Origin of the sequence: Collinsella sp. TM05-37 (assembly GCF_003436455.1) — a bacterium.
Classification (GTDB): Bacteria; Actinomycetota; Coriobacteriia; order Coriobacteriales; family Coriobacteriaceae; genus Collinsella.
Genome location: NZ_QSPN01000012.1, coordinates 37,403 through 60,803, shown reverse-complemented (window position 1 = coordinate 60,803; position 23,401 = coordinate 37,403). Strand labels below are relative to the sequence as shown.

At 62.8% G+C, this 23,401-nt stretch carries 21 protein-coding genes; 18 read left to right on the top strand and 3 right to left on the bottom strand.

The genetic code is table 11. The annotated features are described in order from the left end of the window. Positions 1-18: 18 nt before the first annotated feature. From DXD48_RS07360 to DXD48_RS07350, 3 genes are all read right to left on the bottom strand, one after another. The gene (locus DXD48_RS07360; protein WP_117564609.1) at positions 19-711 is read right to left on the bottom strand and encodes a hypothetical protein; all 693 of its coding nucleotides are present in this window, start codon (positions 709-711) and stop codon (positions 19-21) included. Positions 712-978: 267 nt separating this feature from the next. Beyond that, positions 979-1,434: a PIN domain-containing protein gene (locus DXD48_RS07355; RefSeq protein WP_199407927.1), complete on the bottom strand. Its 456-nt coding sequence runs from the start codon at positions 1,432-1,434 to the stop codon at positions 979-981. Beyond that, positions 1,427-1,750, bottom strand: coding sequence for a type II toxin-antitoxin system RelB/DinJ family antitoxin (locus DXD48_RS07350; protein ID WP_117564607.1), 324 nt, complete (start codon positions 1,748-1,750; stop codon positions 1,427-1,429). Before DXD48_RS07350 ends, DXD48_RS07355 begins: the two co-directional genes overlap by 8 nt. Before the next feature lie 427 nt (positions 1,751-2,177). Between DXD48_RS07350 and DXD48_RS07345 the strand changes: the two genes are divergently transcribed. The 18 genes from DXD48_RS07345 (at position 2,178) to selB (ending at position 23,306) form a co-directional block, all read left to right on the top strand. Continuing rightward, positions 2,178-2,696: a 4Fe-4S dicluster domain-containing protein gene (locus tag DXD48_RS07345; protein WP_022095206.1), complete on the top strand. Its 519-nt coding sequence runs from the start codon at positions 2,178-2,180 to the stop codon at positions 2,694-2,696. A 76-nt stretch (positions 2,697-2,772) separates the two neighbouring features. Further along, a complete protein-coding gene (gene fdhF / locus DXD48_RS07340; RefSeq protein WP_117564606.1) occupies positions 2,773-4,995 on the top strand; it encodes a formate dehydrogenase subunit alpha in 2,223 nt (740 codons plus the stop codon). Between the two features lie 78 nt (positions 4,996-5,073). Continuing rightward, the gene (locus DXD48_RS07335; protein ID WP_117564604.1) at positions 5,074-5,691 is read left to right on the top strand and encodes a 4Fe-4S dicluster domain-containing protein; all 618 of its coding nucleotides are present in this window, start codon (positions 5,074-5,076) and stop codon (positions 5,689-5,691) included. Beyond that, positions 5,684-7,324, top strand: a complete 1,641-nt coding sequence (locus DXD48_RS07330) for a proton-conducting transporter membrane subunit (protein ID WP_199407925.1) — start codon at positions 5,684-5,686, stop codon at positions 7,322-7,324. Before DXD48_RS07335 ends, DXD48_RS07330 begins: the two co-directional genes overlap by 8 nt. After that, positions 7,294-7,701 carry a hypothetical protein gene (locus DXD48_RS10180; protein WP_199407924.1) on the top strand — a complete coding sequence of 136 codons (408 nt, stop codon included), beginning with the start codon at positions 7,294-7,296 and terminating at the stop codon, positions 7,699-7,701. Before DXD48_RS07330 ends, DXD48_RS10180 begins: the two co-directional genes overlap by 31 nt. 17 nt (positions 7,702-7,718) lie before the next feature. Next, positions 7,719-8,642, top strand: coding sequence for a respiratory chain complex I subunit 1 family protein (locus DXD48_RS07325; protein WP_006234113.1), 924 nt, complete (start codon positions 7,719-7,721; stop codon positions 8,640-8,642). Between the two features lie 16 nt (positions 8,643-8,658). After that, positions 8,659-10,116, top strand: a complete 1,458-nt coding sequence (locus tag DXD48_RS07320; RefSeq protein WP_006234112.1) for a hydrogenase 4 subunit D — start codon at positions 8,659-8,661, stop codon at positions 10,114-10,116. 10 nt (positions 10,117-10,126) lie between these two features. After that, on the top strand, positions 10,127-10,780 hold the full coding sequence (hyfE, locus tag DXD48_RS07315) for a hydrogenase 4 membrane subunit (protein WP_099431574.1): 654 nt from the start codon (positions 10,127-10,129) through the stop codon (positions 10,778-10,780). 3 nt (positions 10,781-10,783) lie between these two features. After that, positions 10,784-12,349 (top strand): hydrogenase 4 subunit F, encoded by a 1,566-nt coding sequence (locus DXD48_RS07310; RefSeq protein WP_099431575.1) that lies wholly within the window; start codon positions 10,784-10,786, stop codon positions 12,347-12,349. A 4-nt stretch (positions 12,350-12,353) separates the two neighbouring features. Next, positions 12,354-14,126: an NADH-quinone oxidoreductase subunit C gene (locus DXD48_RS07305; RefSeq protein ID WP_117564602.1), complete on the top strand. Its 1,773-nt coding sequence runs from the start codon at positions 12,354-12,356 to the stop codon at positions 14,124-14,126. Between the two features lies 1 nt (position 14,127). Continuing rightward, positions 14,128-14,844, top strand: a complete 717-nt coding sequence (locus DXD48_RS07300; protein ID WP_117564601.1) for a formate hydrogenlyase complex iron-sulfur subunit — start codon at positions 14,128-14,130, stop codon at positions 14,842-14,844. A gap of 2 nt (positions 14,845-14,846) precedes the next feature. Next, a complete protein-coding gene (locus tag DXD48_RS07295) occupies positions 14,847-15,629 on the top strand; it encodes an NADH-quinone oxidoreductase subunit B family protein (RefSeq protein ID WP_022095195.1) in 783 nt (260 codons plus the stop codon). Next, on the top strand, positions 15,630-16,211 hold the full coding sequence (locus tag DXD48_RS07290) for a formate hydrogenlyase maturation HycH family protein (RefSeq protein WP_117564599.1): 582 nt from the start codon (positions 15,630-15,632) through the stop codon (positions 16,209-16,211). Next, entirely contained in the window at positions 16,211-16,714 is a 504-nt protein-coding gene (gene hycI, locus DXD48_RS07285) for a hydrogenase maturation peptidase HycI (RefSeq protein WP_055286177.1), read from the top strand. The genes DXD48_RS07290 and hycI overlap by 1 nt, the downstream gene beginning before the upstream one ends. 39 nt (positions 16,715-16,753) lie before the next feature. Next, entirely contained in the window at positions 16,754-17,593 is an 840-nt protein-coding gene (locus DXD48_RS07280) for a formate/nitrite transporter family protein (protein ID WP_117564597.1), read from the top strand. A gap of 121 nt (positions 17,594-17,714) precedes the next feature. After that, complete coding sequence (locus DXD48_RS07275) at positions 17,715-19,832, top strand: molybdopterin-dependent oxidoreductase (RefSeq protein ID WP_117564595.1); 2,118 nt, start codon at positions 17,715-17,717, stop codon at positions 19,830-19,832. 52 nt (positions 19,833-19,884) lie between these two features. Then, positions 19,885-21,342, top strand: coding sequence for an L-seryl-tRNA(Sec) selenium transferase (selA, locus tag DXD48_RS07270; RefSeq protein ID WP_199407923.1), 1,458 nt, complete (start codon positions 19,885-19,887; stop codon positions 21,340-21,342). Beyond that, positions 21,339-23,306 (top strand): selenocysteine-specific translation elongation factor, encoded by a 1,968-nt coding sequence (gene selB / locus DXD48_RS07265; protein ID WP_117564594.1) that lies wholly within the window; start codon positions 21,339-21,341, stop codon positions 23,304-23,306. The genes selA and selB overlap by 4 nt, the downstream gene beginning before the upstream one ends. Positions 23,307-23,401: the final 95 nt, after the last annotated feature.

Sequence of the window (23,401 nt, the reverse complement as noted above, 5' to 3'; positions counted from 1 at the left end):
GGGCCGAGGCCGCCTCGATCAATTTGCGAAAGAATCTTGACGGTACCCCAGAATCATTGCCGCCCGTGCTTCGGATTCTCCACCGTTATCCGATCTGCCATCCATGTGTTCAAAAACGTCAAATGCGCGTGCGATGCCATGCAGCCCTCGGCAATTGGCCTGCGCGTATGCCCGCAGTTCTTCGCGCTCGACATCGTACTCACGGGCCAAGCCATCGACATAACCCAGCGCATAGCGAAACGCGGTCGTTCGGGCGATATCAACAACCGTTCGATACGGATCCGTGAGCGTAAACGGACCGAGCTGCCACACTTCGCCCGCCCGCCAGCGACGATACTCAACGAATTCATACGTATCACGCCTGGTAGAACGCGGCAACAGCACTTGCACCTTGTCGAGAAGCGAATATACAGAACGGATGCCATAGAGCAGTGCCGCCGTTGCTCCACAAAACACGGCATCCGGTTCAACGACCGCAATAGCGGATGCCAATTGAAAGATGCGATCTTCGACGCCGAGGTCATTCCAATACGCGGGATCAGCGTAGACATGGTTGTAGAGTCGAATAATCATCTCTTTTTGCATGAGCGCGTAGGCGCAGCGTTCATCCCATTTTTTGGTAGCTACAAACAGGTGCCCGCCATGATGGGCCTCGAATAACCGGAAGAACAGCTCTACTTGCGGTTTGGAACAGCGTTTATCGTGACTCATTTTCGACCCCATGGTCTCGAGGGGGAGTGAATGACACTACGCTATCCCATATTTGGTCCGCCAGACCTTGCCATGAACTGACCAAAAGCTTGACGGGGCAGGTCAGAGTCATGAGTCAGAGCCAAACATATCGGCAAACGGTTGGTTTGTGCCCCTCGGCGGCATTAAAAACCACCCTTACAGAAAGTTGCGGTGAAATAGTTCCTGAAAAGCTCGAATAAGCCTAAATCCAGGAACTATTTCACCGCAACTTAGGTGGGGATGGGGTTAGCTGCGGGGGTGGTGGCGGAGTTTGTCGATGGTGGAGTCGATGCTTCGGCTGCGGGCTTCGGCTGCAGTTTGGCGCTTGCGGCGGTAATCGATCATGCCTTGGATGATGGGCTTGCCAAAGCTCACGACATCATCGTTGTAGATGGCGGTTCGGGCTGCGAGGAGGCAGTCGGTAAAGTCCATATGGGTCTTGCCAAAGAGTTTGACGGCAAGGGCGACAACGGTGGGCTCGTCGACCATGACGTCATCGAGCAGCCTTTTTATAGCCGCAGCAATCTCAACGCGGGGAACCTTATAGACGTCGCGCAGCGTGACCACAACGCGCGTGATGATTTCGGGGTAGACGCGAGCGGTGCGCGTGGCGATGACCTTGGCGGCGCGCGGTGACAGAACTTCGTCGTCGTCAAGCAGGTAGCGTAGGATGACGGTCTCGTCGATGATGGTGCTACTCATGGATATCTACTTCCTCGGGACCCAAAACCGAATCGTCGCTTTCCGTAGCAAGGTATTCAATCCAGGCATTGCGTTCCTCAGAGCGGCGATTGGGGTCCCCATATGCTTTGAGCGATCCATAGGCGGCGGTGCCGTCCTTTGAGCGCACGGCGACTGGCTGAAAGGGGAGCTTGCGCATCAAAATGCTCTGCGCGACAAATAGGCGGACGGCCTCGGCGAGCGAGGTGCCCATGGCGTCGTAGAGGCGCTCGGCATGCTGCTTGTCATCTTCGCGGATGCGCACCTGCAGGATGGCTCTTTTTTGAGTCGATGACATCGCTGGCCTCCCTTTATTAGCGTGCAATATGGATGGTCAAATACGGCACGTGCCGATACTTGGCAATCATATATCCAATACTTTATTGCACTCAAGTTTATGAGTGTAAACATTACTACAAGCGTAGTACATCTTTAAAAGAAGAGCGCGAAATCTCTCGCGGCGTACGCGTGTAATACACTCATCTCTATATCTAAGCAAGAATAATCCTAACCAGCCCAAACCCCTGCAATACACACGTATTGCAGGGGTTACGCTCAAGTTTACCCCCTGCAACTGCGTATATTCAACCTGTATACCGTTGGAGAAATTCTACCGAGTGCCTGTTTCGCCGCATGCATTCGATACACCGATGCCAGGCCACGGGCGGCTTGGGACAACGTCGACAGGGTCTCTCCGGCATGGGATTCAGGAGGGAGTGAACAACATGGGCAATAAACGAGTCGTAGCCGATTCCTCACGCTGCATTGGGTGCCAAACCTGCATGGCGGCGTGCATCGAGGCGCACGACATCCCCGGTAACATCGCCGCGCCGCGCCTGCGCGTGACGCGTACGTACGAGATCTCCGCACCGGTGGCTTGCCATCACTGCGAGGACGCCCCGTGCGCCAAGGCCTGCCCCACGGGTGCCTTGTTCTTTGATCCAAAGAACCATCGCATCGGCGTTAACGAGGACAACTGCATCGGCTGCAAGAGCTGCGTCATGGCTTGTCCCTTTGGCGCCGTGAGCGTGGCGACCACGCAGGTCCCCGTCTTGATGGGCGACGTGCGCGTGGGTTCGCAGACCAAGAGCTTCGTGCTCAAGTGCGACCTGTGCGTGGACCGTCCCGGCGGTCCGGCGTGTGCCGAGGCGTGCCCGACCAAGGGCCTCACCCTGGTAGACGAGGAGCGCCTGGCGGAACTGACCGCCGAGCGTGCCCGCGCCACCATCGAAAACGAGGCGTAGGCGGGCGGCTATATAGGCCCAACGATTGTCAAATACGTACCGATTAATCGGTAGCAGAGAAAGGAAGGAGGGTGTCATGGAGAAGCATAAAGTGATCTGCCCGTACTGCGGCGCCGGTTGCCAGTTTAACCTCCTGGTCCAAAACGGCCAGGTTGTGGGCACCGAACCGCTCAACGGCATCACCAATCAGGGCGAGCTGTGCCTTAAGGGCATGAGCGGCTACGACTTCATCAACGACACCAAGATCTTGACTCCTCGCGTACTGCACCCGATGATCCGCCGCACTAAGGGCGCGGATCTTGAGCGCGTAAGCTGGGACGAGGCACTGGATTTCACCGCATCTAAGATGCAGGCCATAATTGACGAATATGGTCCTAACGCTGTCATGACTACCGGCTCTTCGCGAGGCGGCGGCAATGAGGCGAACTACGTCATGCAGAAGTTTACGCGTGCGTGCATCGGCACCCACAGCGTGGACAACTGCGCCCGTACTTGACACGGCCCTACTGTCCTCGGTCTGATGGACACGGTTGGTTCAGGTTGCATGTCATGCTCCATCCCCGGTATGGAGGATGCGGGCTGCATTTTCCTCTTCGGCTATAACCCTGCCGATTCGCACCCCATCGTCGCAAGGCGTATCGTGCGAGCCAAAGAAAAGGGTTGCAAGATCATCGTCGCCGACCCGCGCCATATCGAAACCGCGCGTATCGCCGATCTCTACCTTCCGATCAAGAACGGTTGCAACGTTGCGTTCCTCAACGCCTTTGCCAACTGCTTGGTCAACGATGGCCTCTACGACAAGGAATTCGTCGCCGAGCACACGAACGGCTTTGACGAGTGGTGGGAGACCATCAAGAACTACACTCCCGAATCCGTACAGGACATCACGGGTGTCGAGCCCGCGTTGATCCACCAAGCTGCCGAGATGTACGCCACGGCGAAGCCTTCTGCCATCATTGGCTGGGGCATGGGCGTATGCCAGCAGAAGCAGAACCTGAAGACGGTGCACACCATCGCCTCCATCGCCTGCGTTGCCGGCCAGATCGGCAAACCCAATTCCGGCCTCGCGCCCGTGCGCGGTCAGAACAACGTCCAGGGCTCCTGCGATATGGGCATGCTGCCCAACCTGTACCCTGGCTACCAGAAGGTCACCGACCCGGCTGTGCGTGCCAAGTTTGCCAAGGCTTGGGGCGTGCCCGAGGAAAAGCTCCCGCTCGAGGAGGGCTATAAGCTCACCGACCTGGGCCACCTGGTCGACGAGGGCAAGGTGCACTGCTTCTACAACTACGGCGAGGACCCGGTACAGACCGAGCCCGATTCGGCCGGTATGCGCAAGACGCTCTCCGAGCTGGATCTGTTCATTTGCCAGGACATCTTTATGACGCAGACGACCATGCTCGCCGACGTCATCCTGCCTGCCACCTCTTGGGGCGAGCACGAGGGTGTCTTTACCGCATCCGACCGTAGCTTCCAGCACTTTGACGCGGCCGTTCCGCCCAAGGGCGAGTGCCGCCACGACTGGGAGATCTTCGCGGACCTGTCCACGCGTATGGGATACCCCATGCACTACGACAACACCGAGCAGATCTGGAACGAGTGCATTAGCCTGTGCCCCAACTTTGTGGGCGCGACCTACGAGAAGATGGCTCCCGAGGGCGGTTACGCTCAGTGGCCCGTCAAGAGCACCGATGTGAACGACCACGGTACGCCCGACATGTTCGCTGGTGGCAAGTTCACCACCAAGGACGGCCACGCCAACCTGATGGCGCACGACTGGGAGGCGCCCTCCGAGCTTCCCGACGATGAGTACCCGCTCATCCTGTGCACCGTCCGTGAGGTCGGCCACTACAGCTGCCGCTCGATGACTGGCAACTGCAAGACGCTGGCGCTGCTCGCCGACGAGCCCGGCTTTGTCCGCATGAATCCCGCGGACGCCCAGGCGCGCGGTATCAAGAACGGCGACATCGTCTCGATTCACAGCCGCCGCGGCCAGGTATACAGCCGCGCCGACGTGAGCGACCGTATCAACAAGGGCACGGTCTATATGACCTACCAGTGGTGGATCGGCAAGTGCAACGAGCTGACCATGCACAAGGTCGACCCGGTCTCGCATACGCCCGAGGACAAGTTCTCCGCCTGCCAGGTCGACGCGATTGCCGACCAGGTTTGGGCCGAGGGCGAAGTCGAGCGTCAGTACACCGAGCTCAAGCAGGCTCTGGTGGACGCCGCCGCTCCCCAGGACGTTGAGCCCGGCGCCGCCAAGTTCGACGACGAGACGCACGTGAATCAAATCGTGTAGTCCCGTTCTCGTTGGCTTTTTGGGTCGGGCGTCCCGTACGTTCGGGAGCCCGGCCCGTTATTTTGAAAGGAAGTGGGGATGAACCGCTTCATCGACATCAACCCGGAGAGGTGCATCGGCTGCGGAACATGCCAGTCCGCCTGTGCCGACGCCCACCGGATGCAGGGTCTTCAGGATACGCCGCGCCTAGCGCTCGTGAAGACCGGCGGTATTTCGGCCGCCCTTGCCTGCCACCATTGCGAGGGTGCCCCCTGCGCCGAGGTTTGCCCGGTGAATGCCATCGAGCACGATGGCGACCGCATCCACGTCAAGGAGCAGGAGTGCATTGGGTGCAGGCTGTGCGCCATCGCGTGCCCCTTCGGAGCCATCCATCCCGATGGCACGTCTATCGCCGGTGTCGCAGGCATGTGCGACCCGACGCCTTCGTATCCTAAGTCCCTGAGCAGCCTGCTTACGTGGGCTCCTGGCCAGTACACCTGCGCCGTTAAGTGCGACCTGTGCGCCTTCGATCCGGACGGCCCGCATTGTGTGGCGGCGTGCCCCACCAAGGCGCTGACCGTCATGGGCGGCGCGGCCGATCGCGAGCTCGACGAGGCCAAGCGCCTGCGCTCGATCGAAAACGGCCCGACTGTCGACGTTACCGCCGTGGCCCAGGGCCTGTCCGAGAAAGCAGAAGGGAGCGTAAACAATGGATAGCATGACGCTGTTTATCGCATCGCTTGCCGTCTCGTGCATCGGTGCGCTCGCCTCGGTTCTGCTGATCAAGGTCGATAATGCCGCCAAGACCGCCGGCTGCCTTATCGGCGCCGTCGCCGCGGTGCTTTCGTTCATCGCGGGCCTCGAGGCCGTGCTTGGCGACGTTTCGTCCCTCAACACGGTCTTCTTCTTCCCGTTCGCCCGTCTCGAGCTCTTGCTCAACGGCCTTGCGGGCCTGATCGTGGTCCTCATCTCGATTCTCGCCTGTGCGGGCTTCATCTACGGTCTGTCCTACTTCGACGAGTACCCGGGCAAGGTCGGGCGCGCCGGCTTCTTTATGAACACCTTCGTCGCCTCGATGATGCTCGTCATCACCGCCGACAACGTGTTCTGGTTCCTGGTCGCCTTTGAGCTCATGTCCCTTACGAGCTACTTCCTTGTCGTTATCGAGGAGAACAAGAACTCCATTAGGGGCGGTTGGCTCTACTTCGTCATCGCGCACGTGGGCTTCGTTCTCATCATGGCGAGCTTCCTGCTCATGACCAACGGCGTGGGCGGTTCCTTCAGCTTCAGTGATTTCCGTACGCATGACTTTGGACCCGCCGTCTCCTCCGCGTGCTTCGTCCTCGCGTTCTTCGGATTTGGCGCGAAGGCCGGTATCATCCCGCTGCACTCCTGGCTGCCCCAGGCGCACCCCGAGGCGCCGTCCAACGTGTCCGCCCTCATGTCCGGCGGCATGATCAAGATCGGCATCCTGGGAATCCTCAAGGTCGGTCTCGACCTGCTCGCGGGTTCGGGCGTCCAGCTCTGGTGGGGCCTCATGGTCCTGGTCTTCGGATCCATCTCGTCGGTCCTGGGTGTCGTCTACGCCCTCCACGAGCACGACATCAAGCGCCTGCTTGCCTATCACTCCGTCGAGAACATCGGCATCATCTTGCTCGGTGTCGGCGCGTCCATGACGGCGCACGCCCTGGGCAACGACGTCATCGCGACGATCGCGCTCATGGCCGCCCTCTACCACACGCTCAACCACGCCATGTTCAAGGGCGAGCTGTTCCTCGGCGCGGGCTCCCTGCTCTATGCCACGGGTACGCGCAACATGGAGAAGATGGGCGGTCTGTTCCGCCGCATGCCGGTCACGGCCGTCTGCTTCCTCATCGGTGCCCTTGCCATCTCGGCCATCCCGCCGCTCAACGGCTTCGTTTCCGAGTGGTTCACCTACCAGTCCCTGTTCAACATCTCGACGCTCTCCGACCCGGTCGTCATGGTGTTCGCCGTCGCCTCCGCGGCCGCCCTCGCCATCACCGGTGCCCTGGCCGTCACGTGCTTCGTGAAGGCCTACGGCGTCTCGTTCGCGAGCAGCCCTCGTTCCCAGGAGGCCGCGAACGCCAAGGAGTCCCCGGCTCCGATGTTGTTCTCGCAGATGCTCCTCGCGGCCATCTGCGTGGTACTGGGAATCGGCTCCCCGGTCATCGCCCCGGTTCTGGGCGACGTCGCCCAGAGCGTGCTTGCCGGCTCCGCCGTCACAGCCACCTCGGGCGTGTCTCTCGTGAACGAGATTTCCGGTGCCGCACCTCCACCCCCGCGATCGCCATCGCGCTCGTGGTCCTCACCGACCTCGCGTTCGCGCTGAGGTCCTGCCTCGGCGCCAAGGCCCCCGCTAAGAAGACCGACCCTTGGGCGTGCGGCTACGAGCCCAACGAGCACATGCCCGTCGTCGCCACGAGCTTCGCGTCCGACGTCGAACTCTTCATGGGCCCGCTCTACACCCTGCGCGAGGTATGCACCAAGATCTGCTGGTCCATCGCGCACGTGTTCCAGAAGCTCACCGGTGTCGCCCAGGGCGTCGAGCCCCTGCCCGACCGTTTCCTGGTCGATGCACCGAGCGAGGGTGCCGACAAGCTGGCCGGCCTCGCCTCCAAGATCGAGGGCGGCAACTACTCCGTATACATCTGCTACATCGTCGCGGCGCTCGTGGTCTTCCTCGTGCTCGCCGTGGTCATGGTCTAGAGAGGGGAGAGGATATTATGAACATCGTTCTTGCGATGGCGCAGGGCCTCGTGGTCATGCTGGTCGCGCCCTTCTTCTCCGGCCTCGCCCGTGTGATTCGCGCGAAGATGCACAATCGCCGCGGTCCGTCCATCCTTCAGGATTACCGGGACCTCGCGAAGCTCATGGCGCGTCCCGAGTCCGTGAGTTCCGACTCGAGCTTCGTGCTGCGCATCATGCCGCCGCTGTTCCTCGCGGTGTCGTTTATGCTCGCCATGGGCCTGCCCATGTTCACGCTCCAGAGCCCCATGCCCGTCTTTGGTGACGCCATCACCATCATGTACGCGCTCGCGCTGTCCCGCTTCTTCTTCGCGCTGTCCGGCGTGGATTCCTCCAACGCCTACGCGGGCTTCGGCGGTATCCGCGAGCTCCTCATGAGCGTGCTCATCGAGCCGTCCATGCTCATCGCGCTGTTCACCGTCGCCATCGTGTGCGGCTCCACGGACATTGCGACCATGGGTCAGCACATCGTTACGGGCAACGTCTCGAGCGTCGTCGCCGTTATCCTCGCCGGCGTCGCCTTCGCGGCCGCCTGTTACATGGAGCTCGGCAAGCTTCCGTTCGATCAGGCCGAAGCCGAGCAGGAGCTCCAGGAGGGCCCGCTCGCCGAGCTCTCCGGCCCGTCCCTGGCCATGATGAAGCTCGCCATGGGCATGAAGCAGGTCGTGGTCGTCGCTTGGTTCACCTCCATCTTCATCCCCTGGGGAGAGCCCGCGACCATCGGCGTCACCGCTCTCGTGGGCGCCGTCGTCTTCCTCGTCAAGTGCCTGGTCGATTTCGTCGTCTGCGGCGTGCTCGAGAACTCCGTTTCCCGTTCGCGCTTCAAGGTGCTCGGTAACCAGACCTGGGCCGTCGTCGGCATCGCGGTCCTCGCGTTCGTCTTCGTCGTCGTAGGCGTGTAGGGAGAAGGGAGAAACTATGTCAATCGAATCGAGCTTGTCCCTCTTTGCCATGGTGGCGATCGCCGTCCCCATGCTGGGCTCCCTGCTCATCGTCATGCTGCCGCGTCCCTACGCTAAATGGATCTGCGCCTTTGCCGGCGGCATCGCCACGGTCGCTTCCGTTGGCTTGGCCGCGACGTTTGCCGGAAACGGCATGAACGCGGTCGATGTAACCTGGGCGAGTATGGGCCAGACCTTGGTCATGGGCTTCATATTCGACCGGATGAGCACGCTGCTCGCACCCGCGTTCGTCGCTATCGGCCTGCTCGTCGTCATCTATTCGTTCCCGTACATGAGCGATAAGAATAAGGAGCATCCCGACGCGCCCCGTCGTCGCTTCTACGTGTACTTCTCCACGTTCATCGGCGCCATGGCCGGTCTCGCCTACAGCTCCACCATCGTCGGCCAGCTCGTTTTCTTCGAGATCACCGGTGTGTGCTCCTGGGGCCTCATCAGCTACTACATGACGCCCACGGCCAAGAAGGCCGGTATGAAGGCGCTCATCATCACCCATATCGGCGCTCTGGGACTCTACATCGGCGCGGCCTTCCTGTTCGCCGGAACCGGCACGTTCGCGCTGAGCGCGATCTCCCAGCTCGATTCCGGTATGAAGACCGTCGTGCTGCTGCTCATCCTGTTCGCTGCTTGGGCCAAGTCCGCCCAGTTCCCGCTCTACATGTGGCTGCCCTCCGCAATGGAGGCCCCCACGCCCGTTTCCGCCTACCTTCATGGCGCGTCCATGGTTAAGGTCGGCGTGTGCGTGTTCGCCCGCGCTCTTGCGAGCGCCGGCGATATCCCCGAGATCGTCGGTTGGGTCGCCATCATCGACGCCGTCGTGACCATGCTCTTCGGCTTCCTCATGTACCTGCCCCAGAAGGATATGAAGCGCCTGCTCGCCTTCTCGACGATCGCGCAGCTCGCCTACGTGTTCTTTGGCCTGGGCCTCTCCGTGTTCGGAAGCCAGATGGCGTTTAACGGCGCCGTCGAGCACATCTTCAACCACGCGTTCACCAAGACCCTGTTCTTCCTCATCGCTGGCTCTCTCAGCTTCACGCTGGGAACCCGTATGCTGCCCAAGATCCAGGGCCTCATGAAGAAGTACCCGGTCACGGGCGTGGGCTTTGCGGTCGCCGCGACCGCTATCGCCGGCGTGCCCCCCATGAGCACGTTCTTTTCCAAGTTCCAGATCATTTCCGGTGGCTTCGCGGTTGGTGCTACCAACACGGTCATCTTTGTCCTCGTGTGCGTCATGGTCGTCGAGACCGTCGCCACCTTCGCATGGTTCCTGCGTTGGATGGGTAAGGTCCTGCCCGGTGAGCCGAGCGAGACCGTGGCCGCCGGCCAGCCCCTTCCGCGCGCCATGGCGTTCGTGTTCGTCGTCCTCATGATCATGGTCGTCGTCGCCGGTCCTCTGTCCTCTAGTTGGATGGGTTAGGAGGTAGGACATGGGTTATTCGTTAGTCAATATCCTGGGCGGTCTTCTGATCGTGACCTCCACCATGGTGGTCGTCTCGAAGACCATCCCGTCCGCCATCAAGTGGTACGCGATCCAGTCGGTTGTCCTGGTGGGCGTGCTGCTCACCCTGGGCCTCACCACCGGTGCCACCGAGCTTCTCATGTGGGCCGCGTCGGCCTTCGTCACCAAGGTGATCCTCGTTCCGTTCATTCTCAACCGTGCCTACAAGAAGATGGGTTCGCCTGCCGATAGCACGCTGACCTCCTCCATCAAGCCGGCCTGGACCATCATCCTCACCGGTCTGGAGGTGGCCGTCTGCTTCGCGGTGGTCACGCGCCTGAGCCTGCCCACCGCCGAGGTGGCCACTCCGGCCCTCGCCATCAGCTTCGCGCACTTCTTCGTCGGCCTCACGTGCATCATCTCCCAGCGCAACATCCTCAAGCAGATCTTCGGGTACTGCCTTATGGAGAACGGTAGCCACGTGACGCTCGCTCTGCTCGCGCCCACGGCCCCCGAGATCATCGAGATCGGCATCGCCACCGACGCCATCTTCGCCGTCATCATCATGTCCGCCGTCGTCGTGAGGATTTGGAACGACACCAAGTCGCTCGACTCCCACGACCTGACCGAATTGAAAGGGTAGGCCATGGATGTTTCAATGCTGACGGTCGCCCTGCTCGCTTGTCCTCTCGTGTTCTCCCTGATTATGGCTGCGCTCCCCAAGACGACGTCCTACAACGTCTTCGCGGGGCTCAACACCATCTCCGTCGCGGCGACCCTTGTCCTTTCGGTCGTCACCGCGGGAACCATGCTCTCGAGCGGGCAGAATATCGACGCTTTGGGCCTGTGGCTCCATCTCGATTCGCTCTCGTCGATCTTCGTCCTTCTGGTAGGCATCATCGGGTTCATCACCGGCGTGTACTCCATCTCCTATATCAAGATCGATATCGAGGAGAAGACCATGCCGGCCGAGCGCACCAAGCAGTACTACGCGCTGTTCAGCCTGTTCGTCTTCACGATGCTGCTCGCCTGCCTGTCCAACAACATCATCCTCACCTGGGCGGCGGTCGAGGCCACTACGCTGTCGACCGTGTTCCTCGTGGGCATCTACAAGAACAAGCAGGCGCTCGAGGCGTCTTGGAAGTACGCGATGGTCTGCACCGCCGGTGTGGCCTTCGGCCTGTTCGGCACGCTGCTCATCTACGCGAACGCCGCCGATATCATGCCCAACGCGCATGAGGCCGCCTTCCTCACCTCCATCATGCCCTACGCCGACCAGTTCGACCCGATGCTCGTGCGCCTCGCGTTCGCGTTCATTGTCATCGGCTTCGGCACCAAGGCGGGCCTGTTCCCCATGCACACCTGGCTGCCCGACGCGCACTCCCAGGCTCCGAGCCCGGTCTCCGCGCTGCTCTCGGGCGTGCTGCTCAAGTGCGCCATGCTGGTGATCATCCGCTTCTACTCCCTGTCCATCATCACGGTGGGCGACACCTATCCGCGAACGCTCCTGCTCATCCTGGGCACGCTGTCCATCCTGGTGGCTGCCCTGTGCATCTTCAAGCAGGACGATATCAAGCGCCGCTTCGCGTACTCCTCCGTCGACAACGTCGGCGTGGTCGCGCTGTGCCTGGGTATCGGTGGCCCGCTCGGTATCGCCGCCTGCCTGCTGCACTGCATCTTCCACGGCTTCACGAAGGCGCTCGCCTTCTGCATGGCCGGTAACATCCAGCACATCTACCACACCCGCGACCTGAACAAGATCAAGGGCGTCGTCGAGATCGCTCCCGTCACGGCAGCGCTCACCATCATCGCCCTGCTCGCGCTCGCCGCCTTCCCGCCGTTCGCCCTGTTCATCTCCGAGTTCCTCACCTTCGTGGCCGGCGTTCAGTCCGGTCCCATCTGGGTGGTCGTGCTCGTGGCCATCGGCCTCACCGGCGTGTACTTCGCCCTTACCGGCATCGCGCTCAAGTCCATCTTCGGCAAGGCGCCCGAGGGCATGAAGCGCCACGAGGTGCCCGCCCTCATGATCATCCCCGAGATCGCCCTCGCGATCGTGGTCATGTGGTTCGGTATCGCCACCCCGGTCGCCATCACGAGCGGCGTCGAGGATGCAACGTCCGTCGTTTTGAACCAGAGCGTCGAAGAGCTCCACGAGGCCCCTCTCTACCGCATGGTGTTCAGTTCCCAGACCAAGACAAGTGAGGTGAATTAGCACCATGGCAGAACCTGAAAAGAAGGACTACGCTCGTCGCTGCGAAAGCCACGTCGAGGCCCTGCGCGCTGCAGTGCCGGGCGCTATCGAGAAGGTCGAATGGCAGTGCGAGGACCAGATGACGATCACCGTCAAGCAGGACAAGCTGCCCGAGGCCGTCCACTACCTGTATTACGAGCGTTACGGCTGGATTCCCGTGATCATCGGCAACGACGAGCGCAGCCTGTGCGGTCGCTACGCCGTGTACTACGTCATCTCCATGGAGGGGGAGGACCCCGGCTGGGTGACCGTGCGCACCGAGGTCGATCCCGCCAAGATGACGTTCCCGTCCGTGACGCCGTTCGTCCCCGCCTGCGTGTGGGGCGAGCGCGAGCTTCGCGACATGTTCGGCCTGATCCCCGAGGGTCTGCCCGATCGTCGTCGCCTGGTGCTGCCTGATGACTGGCCCAGCGGCCTGTACCCGCTGCGCAAGGACTCCATGGACTACCGCTTCCGTCCCGCTCCCGCGAGTGACATGGAAAACTACGAGTTCTTGGCCGATACCAAGGGCAAGGAGACCACACTCGTCCCCATGGGCCCGTTGCACATTACCTCTGACGAGCCCGGCCACTTCCGCCTGTTCGTTGAGGGCGAGACGATCGTGGACGCCGACTACCGTCTGTTCTACGTGCACCGCGGCATGGAGAAGGTCGCCGAGACGCGCCTGAACTATGACGCCGTGACGTTCCTCGCCGACCGCATCTGCGGCATCTGCGGCTGCGCCCACTCGGTGGCCTATGCCGAGGCCGTCGAGCGCGCCCAGGGCATCCATGTCCCGCCACGCGCCCAGTACATCCGCGCTATCATGCTCGAGGTCGAGCGCCTGCACTCGCATCTGCTCAACATTGGTCTCGCATCGCACTACACGGGCTTCGACTCCGGCTTCCAGCAGTTCTTCCGCGTCCGCGAGAAGTCCATGGACCTGGCCGAGAAGCTCTCCGGTCACCGTAAGACCTACGGTCTCAACGTGATCGGCGGCGTGCGTCGCGACATCCTGGCCGAGCAGAAGCTTTCCACGCTCACGACCATCCACCAGCTGCGCTCCGAGGTTCAGGAGCTCGTCGACGTCTTGCTCTCCACGCCCAACTTTATTGAGCGTACGAGTGGCATTGGCATCTTGGACCGCAAGATCGCACGCGACTTCTCGCCGGTCGGCCCGCTCATGCGTGGCTCGGGCTATGCCCGCGACGTGCGTTTTGACCATCCCTTCGACGGCTACGCCGATTCGGACGTCCAAAAGATGCACGCCGCCACGGCCGACACCTGCGATGCCTTCGGCCGTACCGCCGTTCGCATCCAGGAGGTCTACGATTCGATCGACATGATCGAGACCATGCTCGAGAACTGCCCGTCGGGCCCCATCCTCACCACGGATTGGGAGTACACCCCGCACAAGTACGCCATCGGCGCCACCGAGGCGCCGCGCGGCGAGGACGTGCACTGGGCCATGCTCGGCAACAACCAGAAGTGTTACCGCTGGCGCGCCAAGGCCGCCACGTACAGCAACTGGCCGGTCCTGCGCTACATGTTCCGCGGCAACACCGTGGGCGATGCGGCGCTGATCGTCGGCTCGCTCGACCCGTGCTACTCCTGCACCGACCGCGTGACGGTGACCGACGTCGCCGCCAAGCGCGACCATGTGCTCGACAAGGAGCAGTTCGAGAACGTCTGGCGCGACAAGTCGCCGCTTGCGGGCGAGGGCACCATGGCCGCTCCGCTCGATGAGGAGGCGCTCTAATATGCTGAAGCTTTGGAAGGTTAACGCCAAGGCCGGCGACGCGACGGTCAAGTACCCGTTTGCGCCGTTCCCCACCAACAAGGACATGCGCGGCAAGCCCGAGCACAACGCGGAGCTCTGCATCGCCTGCGGTGCCTGCGGCGTGGCGTGCCCGGCCGATGCCATTCGCATGGACACCGACCTTGCGGCCGATACCATCACCTGGTCGATCGACTACGGTCGCTGCATCTTTTGCGGCCGCTGCGAGGAAGCCTGCCCCATGGAGGCCGTCAAGCTCACCGAGGAGTTTGAGCTGGCTGTTATGAGCAAGGACGACCTCACCAGCAAGAGCGTCTATACGCTCGAGCACTGCTCGCGTTGCGGCAAGCCGTTTGCTCCGCACAAGGAGATCGACTACGCCAAGCGCCTGCTGCAAAAGGCCGGCGGCATGGAGGCCATCCAGGCTGCCCGTACTGTCGGTATGTGCCAGGAGTGCAAGCGCGAGCTCGACGCCCTGCGCGCCGCCTCGGCCGTAAAGACCGGCAACGCGCGTGGCATGGCTGCCAACGAGACGCTTGCGTCCGGTGAGCCCCAGGGCCCCGGCATGGAGTATCTGGGCGGCCACGGCGTGAACCCGGAGTATATCGACCGCGAGCTCAACCCCGATGCGCCCGAGATTCCCGCCGGTCCTGCGCCGGTCGAGGGTATCATCATGGATTTTGAAACGAAGGAGGAGTAACCATGGCCGAACCCACGCTTTTGCCCGAGCGGCTCCAGTACCGCCCGACCAAGATCGAGCTCGACGAGAGCATCGAGAAGGCCAAGGCGACCCTTCTTAAGAAGATCAAGCGCTCGGTGTACGTCTACCGTGTTGACTGCGGCGGCTGCAACGGCTGCGAGATCGAGATCTTCGGTTCCATCACGCCCGTCTTCGACGTCGAGCGCTTTGGCATCAAGGTCGTGCCCTCGCCCCGTCATGCCGATGTGCTGCTGTACACCGGTGCCGTGACGCGTGCCATGCGCATGCCGGCCCTGCGCGCCTTTGAGGCCGCACCCGATCCCAAGATCGTGGTGTCCTATGGCGCGTGCGGCTGCACCGGTGGCATCTTCTACGACAACTACTGCGTCTGGGGCGGCACGGACAAGATTCTGCCGGTCGATGTCTACATCCCCGGCTGCCCGCCCAGCCCCGCGCAGACCATCTACGGCTTTGCCATGGCGCTCGGTCTGCTGGACCAAAAGCTCCATGCCGAGACCACGGTGGAGGCCGCCGGCGAGCAGGCCGATATCCTGCACCCCGGCGTGCCGTACAAGTTGCGTGTTGCCATTGAGCGCGAGGCTCGCGCCATGAGCGGCTACCGTTACGGCCGCGACCTGGCGAACGAGTTTATGGATACGCTCGAGGGTGCACCCAAGGGCGATATCCGCGGTGCCATGGCGCTGCTTATCGACAAGCAGGACGATCCTCGCCGCGTCGAGGTGTACTCGGCGCTGCAGGATCTGGTGCTGGCCGGAGGTCGCTAGATGGAGCTTACGGACCGCTCTGGTTACTTTGCGGGCCCCGGTATGCTCGGCGGCTCTTTTGGCGATGCCTCGCGCGCAAGCGACGAGGCTGCCGAGGGCGTCGCCGACCCCTGCCTGGGCCATGCGCCCGACCAGGTGGTCTTTTACGAGCTCACGCGTAAGTTTGTGGAGACCGAGGAAGACGTTCCCCAGGAGGCCTGCGACGTGCTGTACTACACGCTCGCCGTGGGCCACCACACCGGCGTGCTCGACTGCTTTGAGCCGCGCCTGTCGGTGCCGGTAAACGTCTTCTATTCGCTCGTCGACGCGCTGCCGGAGGGGGAGGCCAAAACCAAGTTTGAGGCCATCCGCTCCTTTGGCGAGTGCCAGCTCGACAAGGCGGCGGTGCCGTCGCTGCTCGAGGCCTGCGATGCGCTGCTCGATGAGCGCGGTTTTCGCGGGTCGGCCAAAGCCGGCATCTCGGTGTTCGACGACGACTTTGGCCTTCATGCCCAGCAGGTCGCGTTCTTAATGAAGTTCCGCGATCTGGTTGAGCGCGTGCGCGATGTTTCGGGCGTGTATCTGACGGGGAGGTTGCAGTAATGGGTCGCGTTGTGGATGGACGTGTGAACGGCGCCCCGTTTGCGGGTATCGTGCTCACGGCGGGAAGTGTGCTGCGTGCCGACGATGCCGCCGGCCCCGTGCTCTCCAAAAAGATGGAGGACGCGCCCATTGCCGGTTGGTACACCATCGACGGCGGCCAAACGCCCGAAGACGACATCATCGAGGTCAAGCGCGAGCGTCCGCCGCGCCTGGTCTTGGTCGATGCCGCCGACATGGCGCTGCCCGTCGGGTCCATCCGTTTGCTCGACAAACGCGATGTGGCCCGCAAGTCGATGTTCACCACGCATTCGCTTCCCTTGTCGATTCTGATCGAAGAGATTGAGCAATCGTGCGATGATATCGTCTTCGTCGGGATTCAGCCGGGCGACACGGAGTTCTACAACCCCATGTCCCCGGAAGTCTTTGACGCCGTCGACGCCGTGTACGACGCCGTGGCCGCCAACGACTTTTCCCACTTTGTCCGCTTGGGGCAAGAGCAATAGGAGCGCTTGTCCCTGCTGATTAGGAAAGAAGTGATTGACATGGCAGATTCCAAGGTGGAGTACCCCGCTCCCGATTGCCTGGCGCCCGCCGCGATCGAGGCCAAGACCGAGACCGCCGGCGTGACCAAGGCTAACCTGCCGGTCGCTAAGGCCTTTCTGTTGGCAATGTTCGCCGGCGCTTTTATCGCCTTCGGCGGCCTGTTCTTTACGGTGTTTTTGAGCGACAGCACGCTCGGCTGGGGCGCTCAGCGCGTCGTGGGCGGCCTGTGCTTTTGCCTGGGCCTGGTGCTGGTGCTGGTGTGCGGCGCCGAGCTGTTTACCGGTAATTCGCTTATGGTCTGCGCGCTCAAGAGCAAAAAGATCACCTTGGCTCAGATGCTCAAGGCCTGGGTCATCGTGTGGGTCGGCAATTTTGTCGGCGCTCTGTTCATCGTCTTTTTTGTGTACATGGCCGGCATTTACAAGCTCAATGGCGAGGCGGTCGCCAACTCCATGGTGAGCGTCGCCGCCGGCAAGGTGACGATCGACTGGGTGACGATCTTCTTCCGCGGTATCCTGTGCAATATCTTTGTGTGCCTGGCCGTGTGGATCGGTACCGCCGGCAAGACCGTGGTCGATAAGGTCGTGGGCATTCTGCTGCCCATCGCCGCCTTTGTGGCCTGCGGTTTTGAGCACTGCGTTGCCAACATGTACTTTTTGCCCATGGGTGCCGTGATGCACGCGTGCGGCTATGGTGCTGACGTCGCCGGCGCCGATGCGCTCAACGCTGCGGGCATTGCGTTTAACCTGTCCGCCGCCACGCTGGGCAACATCGTGGGCGGCGCGGTTCTGGTCGCGCTCGGCTACTGGTTTATCTACGCCAAGAAGTCCGAGGCGTAAGGTACCGTCTGTTTGACGTCGGGCCTCCCGCGGGGCGTTGCCGTGCGGGAGGCTTTTTTGGTCTGGGCTCGTTGCTGGGCTGTTGACCTGTTGTGTTTGGCTGGTGAAAGGGGTAATCGAGATGGCATCTGCTGTGGAGCGTGACGGTCGCGCCGTGGTGACCACATGCGGGGGATGCTATGCCGATTGCGCCTTTGCGGCACGCGTTGAGGACGGCTGCGTGGTGGCCGAGTTGCCGGTGCCGGGGCACCCGTGCGCTGCGCGTGCCCTGTGCGCCCGCGGACGGCATCGCCTGACAATGCCGTTTGACGAGCGCGACCGCATCGTGCACCCCATGCGCCGACGAGCTGATGGCTCGGGGTTCGATGCGATTTCGTGGGACGAAGCGTTTGCCCAGATTGCCGAGCGTCTTTTGGGGATTGTTGACGAACGTGGCCCCCGTGCGCTGGGCATGACGCTCGGCGTGCCCTCGTTCGACCGCTACTGGGCATATCGCCTTATGCATGCGCTGGGCTCGCCCAACGTGTATGGTGCCGACGGTGCCTGCGAGGTAAGCCGACTTACCGGTTGGGAGCACAGCCTAGGCTACAGCCCCGCCTCCGACCTGGCACATACCGATTGCATCATGTATCTGGGGCGTTCCATTGTCGATTCGTCGACGATGGGGTCCGTTGATGCGCTCAACGATGCACGCCGGCGCGGGGCGAAGATCATCGTTGTCGACCCCCGGCGCAGCGGCTCGGCTGCGCTTGCCGACCGCTGGCTGCGCGTGCGCCCGGGCTGCGACCTGGCCTTGCTGCTGGGCATTGCCCATGTCTTGATTGCCGAGGGCCTGTACGATCACGAGTTTGTTGCCCGCTATACCACAGGCTTTGATGAGCTGGCGCAGGCGGCCCGTGCTTGGACGCCCGAGTGGGCCGAGTCGATGTGCGACGTGCCGGCCGCAGAGATTGTCGCCACGGCGCGCGATCTCGCTGCCGCCGCGCCTGCCGCTGTGGTGGATGCGGGCTTTCATGGCGGCATCGGTATCGCGTATGCCAATAGCACTCAGACCGCGCGCGCTATCTGCTTGGTCGATGTGCTGCTGGGCTGCATCGGACACGCGGGCGGTGCCCTCAACCCGTCCACACCGCTTGTGTTGGGCGACCTCGATCCCGCACGCTTTGCGATGCCGCCGGTGCCTCGCGGGCCCAAGCTGGGGTCCGAGCGCTATCCACTGGTCGATCCGGTGCGCGGCCTGTGCACGACCATCGGTCAGTCGATACTGGCCGGCGATTTGCGTGGGCTCATCGTCTATGCTAGCAATCCCGGGGCAGGCTATGGCAACGCCGGAGCGTGGTTGGGTATTTTGCAGCAGCTCGACTTGCTCGTGACGATTGATATCCGCTGGTCCGAGACAGCGCGCGCTTCTGACTTCGTGCTGCCCGATGTGACGTATCTGGAGGCCGACCGCGGTGTGGGCACAGTCGTGGGTGCCAACGATTCGCGGGTGTTCTACCGCAACGCCGTGCTGCCTGTGCAGCATGACGACACACGTCCCGGTCGGGAGATTTTTGCCGGTCTGGCGCAGGCGTGTGGGGCTGGCGAGTACTTCCGGTTTACGTCTGACGACCTGGCGGCTGCCCAGGTGGCGCCTTTTGGGATCGATCTGGACGAGCTCAAGGAGCGCGGCTGGGCCGACACGGGTGTTGCGTTGCCGTCGCGTACGGGCGAGCCGGCGATTCCCTTGGATGGCGGCAAAATTGCGCTGGCAAGCGACGTATGGGAACGAGCTGGCCTGGGTCGTGTACCCAACTGGATCGCCCCCATGGTGGAGCCGGGCCCGGGGATGTTTCGCCTCATTAGCGGCAACCGTCCCTTTGAGTCGCATACCTCGCGAAGGCTTGCAGCCCAAGGTGCCGCCGAGGCTGGGTCGGACCTGGATGCCGTGCAGATGAATGCCGATGCTGCCGCGCACATGGGCATCGCCGACGGCGAGATCGTCGAACTCGTGAGCGATATGGGCCGCGACCGCGTGCGCGTGGAGACGACGCCGTATCTGCATCCGGCGTGCATCTTCACCTCGGCCGCCCCCGGTGGGCGTTCGTTTGGTGCCGATGCCGGTGGCGCTCAAGCCTTGGGCGTGGGCCCGCTCGACCATACGCCGTTACGTTGGGACCCGTTGACGGGTGCTGCGCTCACCCAGGAAAACGCCGTTCGCGTGGAAAAGATCGCGGCGCGCGAGGATAATGACGAGTAATTGACTCAGCTGATGTATTTGACTGATCCACGTTTCTTTTGAAAGGCCGCACATGAGCGATAGCCAGAACATGTCCGATGAGGTGCGCGCCCGCCTGCGCGCCATTTCTTCCGTCAACGAGCTGCTTGCCGAGTGGCCGGTGGTGAAGGCGGCGGGGGAGACCTGCGACGCGGTGGTCCATGCTGCCGTGACGGCCGAGCTCGACGAGGAGCGCGCCGCGATTCGCGCCGGTGCCGCCCCGCGTTCCAAGCGCGAACTGGCCTCGGCCATCGAGTGGCGTGCGCATCGCTCCGCGCTGCCGAGCCTGCGTCCCGCCGTCAACGCCACGGGTGTGGTCATCCATACCAATCTGGGCCGTGCCCCACTTGCGGAGTCGGCGGCAAAGGCCGTGGCCGAGGTTGCGCGCGGGTATAGCACGCTCGAGTACAGCGTCGACACCTGTTCGCGCGGGTCGCGCAAGGAGCACGCCGCGCAACTGATCCGCTCGCTCACCGGTGCCGAGGACGCGCTCGTGGTCAACAACAACGCCGCTGCGGTGCTGCTGGTGCTGGCAACCCATGCCGCGGGCAAAGAGGTCATAGTCAGCCGTGGCGAGCTTGTTGAGATCGGCGGCAGCTTCCGTATCCCCGACGTCATGGAGGCCTCGGGTGCCAAGCTCGTCGAGGTCGGGGCCACCAACCGCACGCATCTGGTCGACTACGAGCGTGCCATCACGCCCGATACGGCGATGATCCTTAAGGTCCATCCTTCTAACTATCGCATCGAGGGTTTCCACGAGGAGGTGGGTTCTCGGGAGCTTGCGGCGCTTGCTCACAAGCATGGCCTGCTGTTCTACGAGGACCAGGGTTCGGGCGCGCTGCTGCCCGATGACATCTTGGTGCGCGGCGGCGAGGAACCCACGCCGGCTTCGGTTTCGGCGGGGCTCGATGTGGTGTCGTGCTCGGGCGATAAGCTGCTCGGTGCCGCACAGGCGGGCATTATCATGGGCCGTCGCGATCTGGTCCAGGCCTGCGGCGCACATCCGCTCATGCGCGCTCTGCGTCCGGGCAAGTTGGCGCTCACGGCGCTCGAGGCCACACTGCGCATCTACATGGACGGCGCCGACGTGGCCCATCGCGATATTCCGGTGCTCAGCATGCTCACGCTGCCGCAGGCCCATTTGGAACGACGTGCCCGCAAGCTGCGCGATCGTATGGTCGCCGGGCTCGATAAGGCTGGCTGCCCGTGTGCCGTGCAGGTGGAAATCGTCGAGGAATCGTCGGCCCCCGGTGGCGGCTCGCTGCCTACCGTGGAGTTGCCCACAATGTGCGTTGCCGTGCGTCTTGTTGACGAGCGCCTGTCCGTCGACGCACTCAAACGCTCGCTCGTTCAAGACTTCGATACGCCGGTCGTCACGCGCGCCTCGCACGACCGCATTCTGTTTGATGTGCGCACGCTCGTGGGCGACCGCGATATCGAGACGGCGGCATCGACGCTCGTCGCGTGCGTTGAGAAGGCGATTGCTCGATGAGTGAGGTTCAAGCACTGGTGGAGTGTCCCGTTATCGTAGGTACGGCGGGACATGTTGATCACGGTAAGTCGGCGCTCATCGAGGCGCTGACGGGTAAAAACCCCGACCGCCTGGAAGTTGAACGTCGTCGCGGCATGACCGTTGAGCTTGGCTTTGGTGAGCTGGCGCTGCCGAGTGGCAAGATCGTTGGCCTGGTCGATGTGCCGGGCCATGCGCATTACTTGCGTGCCATGGTGCAGGGCGCCACGGGTATCGACGTGGCCGTGCTGGTGGTTTCGGCCGTCGAGGGCGTGATGCCGCAGACCCGCGAGCACGTGCATGTGCTGGAGCTGCTGGGCGTCACACACATGGTGGTCGCGCTGACGATGTGCGACCTGGCCGACGCCGAGATGACTGAGCTTGCCGAGCTCGATGTCGATGATTTTTTGTCGGACACCGTGTTTTCGGGCGTGCCGATCGTGCCCGTGTCGTCCAAGACCGGTGCGGGAATCGATGACCTGCTGGCTGCGCTCGACGAGCAGGTTGCCGCTTGCTGGGGTGCCTGCCGTGCCCGTGCCGAGCCCACCGATGCCGCACCGCGTCTGCCCATCGACCGCTGCTTTACGATCAAGGGCGCCGGTACCGTGGTGACGGGAACGTTGCACGATGCGCCGGTTGCGGTGGGCGATGAGCTCGTCGCGCTGCCGTCGCGTACGGTCTGTCGCGTGCGCGGGATTCAGGTGCATGGCGATACGCCGCGGGCATTGCCCGGTCAGCGTGTGGCGCTCAACTTGGTGGGCGATGCCGTCGCCGCGCTCGATCGCGGAGAGATGCTCGGCGTGCAGGGTCGCTTTGGCCAGACGATGCGCTTTATGATGGTGTTCACTTACCTGGGCCGCGAGGGTGCCAAGCCGCGCGTGCTCGAGTCGGGCGCGCGCGTGCATGTGATGGCGGGTACGGCCGAGGTTGTCGGTCGCATCATGTTCATGGAGGGCGAGGCCCCCATGGCGGTGGGCGAGACCCGTATTGTTCAGGTACGCTTGGAAAACTCGCTGCCGCTACGTGCCGGGGACCATGCCGTGGTGCTGTCCTATTCGCCCGTGATGCTTATTGGCGGCGGGCGCGTGCTGCTTTCGCGCTGCCGTCGCTCGCGCGAGCTTGCCGAAGGGGAGCGTACGCTGTATGCGGCGCTCGAGCCCGGCGATATTGCGGGCGGTGTGGGCGCTTGGCTGGCGCTGCAGACGCTGCCGGTTACGGCTGTTGATGTTGCCGAGGCTTTGGATCTTGCTGTCGGCGAGGTCGATGCCGCACTGCGCGGGTTGGTGGCGCAGGGCTCCGTTCGCAAACTTGCCGCGGGTGATTCGGACTACTTGGCGGACGCCGTGGTGCTCGACGCCGCGATGGATGCACTGGCAGCGACCTTGTCGGCCATGCATGCCGCGGCTCCCAAGGAGACGGGCTTTACGCCCGGCGCCGTTGCCCATGCTGCGTGGCCTTCCGCTGATGAATGCGTTGCCGCGGCTCTGATTGCCGAGGGCTGCTCGCGTGGCGCGTGCGCCGCCGAGGGTGCCGAGGTGTTCGACCCGCATTCGGCCGCCGCTGCGGCGCGCGTGGTGCACGAGGCTTGCGAGCGCATCGTTTCCATGCTGGACGAAGCTGGCCTCGACGCACCGACGTTGCCCGAGGTGGGCGAGCAGTTGCAGCTCGATCGCGACACCATGACGCGCGCCCTGCGTGAGCTTTCACTCAACCGCTCCATCGTGAAGGTTGAGCGCGACGTTGCCCTGTCTGCTGCCGCTGAGGCCCGCGCGCGTGAGCTCGTCGCTTCCGCCATTGCCGACGCCGGTGGCGCTGCCACCACGAGCGTGCTGCGCGAGGCCCTGGGCGTGTCGCGCAAGCGTGCCATCAGCATCTTGGAACACCTGGATGCCGTGCGCTTTACGGTGCTCGATAAGGAAGCCGGCGGCCTGAGGTCCCTACGCTAGGCCGGTCACCCGCCCCCGTCTCCTCAGTTGCGGTGAAATAGTTCCTAGTTGGGGGCTTTGGCAGCAAAAACAGGAACTATTCCACCGCAACTTCT

What these genes read in the sequence shown, in the direction of transcription:
- selA (WP_199407923.1), top strand. Translation starts at nt 19,885, where the DNA reads ATGAGCGATAGCCAGAACATGTCCGATGAGGTGCGCGCCCGCCTGCGC.
- selB (WP_117564594.1), top strand. Translation starts at nt 21,339, where the DNA reads ATGAGTGAGGTTCAAGCACTGGTGGAGTGTCCCGTTATCGTAGGTACG.
- DXD48_RS07330 (WP_199407925.1), top strand. Translation starts at nt 5,684, where the DNA reads ATGGATAGCATGACGCTGTTTATCGCATCGCTTGCCGTCTCGTGCATC.
- DXD48_RS07325 (WP_006234113.1), top strand. Translation starts at nt 7,719, where the DNA reads ATGAACATCGTTCTTGCGATGGCGCAGGGCCTCGTGGTCATGCTGGTC.
- DXD48_RS07320 (WP_006234112.1), top strand. Translation starts at nt 8,659, where the DNA reads ATGTCAATCGAATCGAGCTTGTCCCTCTTTGCCATGGTGGCGATCGCC.
- DXD48_RS07300 (WP_117564601.1), top strand. Translation starts at nt 14,128, where the DNA reads ATGCTGAAGCTTTGGAAGGTTAACGCCAAGGCCGGCGACGCGACGGTC.
- DXD48_RS07310 (WP_099431575.1), top strand. Translation starts at nt 10,784, where the DNA reads ATGGATGTTTCAATGCTGACGGTCGCCCTGCTCGCTTGTCCTCTCGTG.
- DXD48_RS07305 (WP_117564602.1), top strand. Translation starts at nt 12,354, where the DNA reads ATGGCAGAACCTGAAAAGAAGGACTACGCTCGTCGCTGCGAAAGCCAC.
- DXD48_RS07290 (WP_117564599.1), top strand. Translation starts at nt 15,630, where the DNA reads ATGGAGCTTACGGACCGCTCTGGTTACTTTGCGGGCCCCGGTATGCTC.
- DXD48_RS07350 (WP_117564607.1), bottom strand. Translation starts at nt 1,750, where the DNA reads ATGTCATCGACTCAAAAAAGAGCCATCCTGCAGGTGCGCATCCGCGAA.
- DXD48_RS07355 (WP_199407927.1), bottom strand. Translation starts at nt 1,434, where the DNA reads ATGAGTAGCACCATCATCGACGAGACCGTCATCCTACGCTACCTGCTT.
- DXD48_RS07345 (WP_022095206.1), top strand. Translation starts at nt 2,178, where the DNA reads ATGGGCAATAAACGAGTCGTAGCCGATTCCTCACGCTGCATTGGGTGC.
- DXD48_RS07275 (WP_117564595.1), top strand. Translation starts at nt 17,715, where the DNA reads ATGGCATCTGCTGTGGAGCGTGACGGTCGCGCCGTGGTGACCACATGC.
- DXD48_RS07295 (WP_022095195.1), top strand. Translation starts at nt 14,847, where the DNA reads ATGGCCGAACCCACGCTTTTGCCCGAGCGGCTCCAGTACCGCCCGACC.
- hyfE (WP_099431574.1), top strand. Translation starts at nt 10,127, where the DNA reads ATGGGTTATTCGTTAGTCAATATCCTGGGCGGTCTTCTGATCGTGACC.
- hycI (WP_055286177.1), top strand. Translation starts at nt 16,211, where the DNA reads ATGGGTCGCGTTGTGGATGGACGTGTGAACGGCGCCCCGTTTGCGGGT.
- DXD48_RS07280 (WP_117564597.1), top strand. Translation starts at nt 16,754, where the DNA reads ATGGCAGATTCCAAGGTGGAGTACCCCGCTCCCGATTGCCTGGCGCCC.
- DXD48_RS07335 (WP_117564604.1), top strand. Translation starts at nt 5,074, where the DNA reads ATGAACCGCTTCATCGACATCAACCCGGAGAGGTGCATCGGCTGCGGA.
- DXD48_RS07360 (WP_117564609.1), bottom strand. Translation starts at nt 711, where the DNA reads ATGAGTCACGATAAACGCTGTTCCAAACCGCAAGTAGAGCTGTTCTTC.